2 protein-coding genes are annotated in these 4761 nt (G+C 42.3%); both read left to right on the top strand.

Annotated features, from left to right (window positions below; genetic code table 11):
- Window positions 1-338: 338 nt before the first annotated feature.
- Window positions 339-1202, top strand: coding sequence for an OmpA family protein (locus tag ACTJIX_RS14680; RefSeq protein ID WP_000265727.1), 864 nt, complete (start codon window positions 339-341; stop codon window positions 1200-1202).
- 42 nt (window positions 1203-1244) lie between these two features.
- Window positions 1245-4761, top strand: a 3517-nt coding sequence (locus ACTJIX_RS14675) for a VCBS domain-containing protein (RefSeq protein WP_440611561.1), incomplete at its 3' end; no start/stop codon positions are given.

Here is a 4761-nt window from a genome sequence, read left to right as displayed (position 1 = left end):
TGTAGCAGTCCTTAACAGATTTACGGAATTAGGTCGCCCACTTACCCAAGTTACGCCTTAAATTTGGCTCAATTAGGGGCGCTTTGCATTTCAAATCTTTGTGCAACAAAGCCTGTTCAAACAAGTGGGACCACCTCTTGACAATCGCTGAGTAAAATTGCTCTATGATTAAAAATACAGAAATGATAAATTCGTAAATGGACATAACTTGCTTTGCTTTTCTTAGTCGAAAATTAAATTGGGTTATGTCCTTTTTATTTCAAAGACTTAAAAAGTTGAGATTCGCGTAAATATGTCATATAAATCTAATAATACATTAAGTCTACCAAGGGTTGTTCATGTGGAAATTATCGCTTTTAACTACTGTAATTTCATTGGTGGTAGCCTCTTGTGCATCTGATCCTTACTCAAAGCCTTCTGCTTTACGGTTTCAAAATAATAAGCAAGGTTATAATCAGGAGATCAATGTCAACAGAGATGCTAAATTATGCGCAGGGGATACAAGAGATGAACAGAGTTGCCCAATTCATTTCTATATTGACAGTATTGAATCAGGTAAATTCTATATCAATAATACGGCAAAGTATTATTTAAAACCAGAAGTTTATAATTTCAAAGTTAAAAATTGTAGCGGCGAAAAAAATTGTCAGAGTTGCGATGTCGACTTGCGGCCAGATCAATTAAAAGATCGTAACTTTATTCTTTCTGTAGATGCTGCTGGTGTACCTTTTATTTCAAATAATGGTCATCCTTTGGCTTGTAGACAACAGCCAGCAGCTCAAAAGCCTGTCGTTGCTCCTGTTGAGCATACTGAAACAATTGATTTGGCAGCCGATACATTATTTAAATTTGATGGTTCATCTTTAAATGATTTATTGCCTAAAGGCCGTCAGGAAGTTCAGGACGTAGCATCAAAAATTTCAACAGGTTTTGTTTCTGTCAGTAAGATCATATTGGTCGGTCATACGGATCGTCTAGGAAGCGAAACTTATAACCAAAAACTTGGTCAGAATCGTGCTGAAACTGTACGTAGTCTGCTTGTTCAAAATGGCGTATCCGCAAATATTATCTCGGTGGCAAGTGCAGGGAAGAATCAACCAGTCACGGACGGCTGTCCTACGGTTAAATCTCGTGAAGCACTAAAAGCATGTTTACAGCCCGATCGTCGCGTGACGGTACAAATTACGGGCATTACCAAGTAATTCAGCATTTAAAAGTTTCAACGAATATAGGCCACACAGAACATGACAAATTTTATTGTAGTAGAAAAAGATTCTTTAAATAAAGTATCTATCAACACGCAACATATCACTTTAACAGAAGCATCAATTGTCCATACCAAAATGCATCGTAATGATGTAGCAGAGTTTTTACGTGATGGCAATAACCTGATTTTAAAGTTAAATAATGGTGAAACTGTCCTTATCGAAAACTTCTTTGTCGTATATGACAAAGTTGATTCTGATCTGGTTTTTGAAGAAGATGGTTGTATCTTATACTGGTTTGATGGTGTTTCTGGTTTTAAGGGAATACCTGGGCTTGAGGTCTTATTACCTGCTAGTGCGGCAGGTGGGTCTTTACTGCCATGGATTATTGGTGGTGGTGCTGTTATTGGTGGCATCATTGCAGCCGCAGGAAGTGGCGGTGGAGGGGATAAAAACGCATGGCCAATCGCCGTTAAGGATGAAATTACAGGTGTTGAAGATACCCCAGTTAATGGCAATGTTTTAACTAATGATCGTGATCCTGATGGAAACGCAATCACAGTTACTCAATTTGTTGTGGAGGGTAAAAGCTATAATGCAGGCCAAACCGTTACAATTGATAAAATTGGCGAGCTAACGCTCAATGCCGATGGAACTTATCACTTTGTCCCTGCGACTAACTGGAATGGCACCGTTCCAACAGTTGCTTATACAATTAGTGATGGCCAGGGTGGAACCGCTTCAGCGGAATTGGTAATCACAATTACACCTGATGCAAATCCTTCGATTAGCATAAAAGATGAAAATGGCGGCAGTGAAAATCCGAACAATACTACTGATACATTAATTGAACAGGGGCATGTTACTGTATATGAACAGGGTTTAACTGATACATCGGGTTCAAATAAAGAAACGGGTAGTATTACGATTGGGGCTGGTGATGGCGTAAAGTCTGTTACGGTTGGTGATACCAATATTTTGCTAACAGATCTGGAAAATGCCTCAACTACACCGATTATTATCAACACGCCTCATGGCAAGATCATCATTACTGACTATACGCCAAATGGTCAGGAATTTAATGGCGTATCTACGGGTGGCACCATTACTTATGAATATGAACTAGATCAACCTGTTACCAACGATGCATCACACACCGATAACTTTCTGGAAGAAGTCGGTATATCTGTGACAGATCAAAGTAATATTGTGAGCAGTGGCAGTCTAGTCATTAGCATTATTGATGATGCACCACTTGCCAAAAACGACATCGATAATGTGGCTGCTAATCAATTTACCCCTGAAACTGGAAATGTACTGACGGGTGTTGGTACGAGTAGTGGGGCTTCAGGTGCAGACAAAATTAGTGCCGATGGAGTGAGCATCTCCACAGTGGTTAGTGATAATGTATCTGCTAACGTGGTAACAGATGATGGCACAACGCTGACGATCGAAGGGCAGTATGGTACTCTAATACTCAATAAGACCACAGGTGAATATAGTTACGAGCGTCATGAAGGTACGCCGGGCGGTGTAAATGAGGTATTTACCTATACATTGGTTGACGGTGATGGGGATAGCTCAACAGCTAGCTTGACATTAGTCATTGGCAATAGTGCGCCTCTTGTTACGCTTCCTTCGAGCGATGGAGAGAGTACCAAAGTCTATGAATCAGGTTTGAATAATGGTGGCTCTAAAGCATCTACTGATAAGGAAACAACAAGCGGTACAATTGCTTTTACCTCTCCAGATGGTTTGGCTTCTCAAGATGCAGTGAAGTTAGGTGGACATACCCTAACGACAGCAGATCAAACATTCTCGGATGGTTTAACTGCACGCTATGAATACAATTCGGCAACTGGTACAGGTACTATCCACTATAGCTACACACTTCCTGCGAATACATCAGGTGATAATACCAATGCAACATTTGCAGTGGAAGTGACAGATATCGATGGCGATAAAACAGCTTCGGGTGATCTGGTTATTAATATTATAGATGACGCACCTGTTGCGAAGCCTGACACGAATAGCATTACAGAAGACAGCGTCCCTAATCCAGTCAGTGGCAACGTACTGACAGGAGGCGTATCTAGTGGAGATACAGCTGATACCCAAGGCGCAGACAAAGCTAACGTCAGTGGAGTACAGGCTGGAACAGTTGCGTCAGGTGAACACGTAGCAAATGGCGCATTGAATACAGCAGTGAATGGAGAATACGGAACATTAATTCTCCGTGCTGACGGTAGTTACACCTACCAATTAAATAATAACAATACGGATGTAAATGCCCTTAAAGATAACCAAAGCCTCCAAGACGTATTTAGCTACACCATTACCGATGGAGATGGAGATAAATCGACAGCGACCATTACCATCACCATTAACGGACATACCGATGGCGCACCTAACGTGGTTATCACTGATCATAATGGATCAGCGCTTGGTGCGAACAGCATTGCCGAAAATGCAACGACCCCAGTACAAGGCGAGTTTACCGTCAACGCAGCAGATGGACTGAAATCTATCACGATTGGTGGCACGACCATTCTGACCAGCGAACTCTTGGGTCTATCCCCGACCACACCAAAAACAATCATAGGTACACAAGGAACACTGACCCTTACCGACTATGATCCAGTAACAGGCAAAGTCAGTTATAGCTACCAACAAAGTGGCACCAGCAAAAACCACAGCGGTGGTGATACTAGCGTAAGCGATACTTTCCCAATTATAGTGACAGACAATGCCAATGAAAGCTCAGCAGCGACGAATCTGGTCATTCTCATCACAGATACCGCCCCAGAAGCCAAAGCTGACACAGGCACAGTGACAGAAGACGGTGCAGCACTTGAAGGAAACGTGATCACAGGTGGCAGTAGCAACAGCACAGATGTTGCTGACAGTTTAGGTGCAGATGCAACACAAGTGACAGGAGTCAGCAAAGGAAGCTCAACAACAGAACAAACAGGTAATGTTGGTGGAACAGGACTTGCAGGTGACTACGGCACACTGATACTCAATAGCGATGGTAGTTACAGCTATACCGTTGACCCAAATAATGCAACCGTGAATGCATTAAAAGATGGAGGCAAGCTCACAGAAACATTTAGCTACACCATTAAAGATGCAGATGGGGACTGGAGTACCACAACATTAACCATCACCATTAACGGACATACTGATGGCGTACCAAGCATTACACCGAACGATGAGAACGGAAACAATGTTGGTGGTCAGATTACAGTGTATGAAAGTGGTCTAAGTACAGGTAGCAATGCAAGTGCAGCGAGCGAATCTGCCAGTGGAACGATTCAGATCAATGCAGGAGATGGCTTAAGCAGTATTAACATAGGCGGACAGACCTTTAGCCTTTCACAATTACAATCACTGAGTAGCAGCAACCCATCGGCAGCGATCAACGTCGCTGGTGGAACCATCGTTCTAAATGGTTTTACGGCAAATAGCAGTGTAGGTGGTATCCCAACTTCAGGTAGTTTGAGTTATACCTATACTTTGAACAACGCCCAGACACATAGCGCTGTTGGAAATGATG

Source organism: Acinetobacter sp. 22323 (assembly GCF_052044895.1).
Taxonomy (GTDB): Bacteria; Pseudomonadota; Gammaproteobacteria; order Pseudomonadales; family Moraxellaceae; genus Acinetobacter; species Acinetobacter schindleri.
Note: the sequence above shows the minus strand (reverse complement) of the source record. Positions and strands in the feature narration are given on the sequence as shown.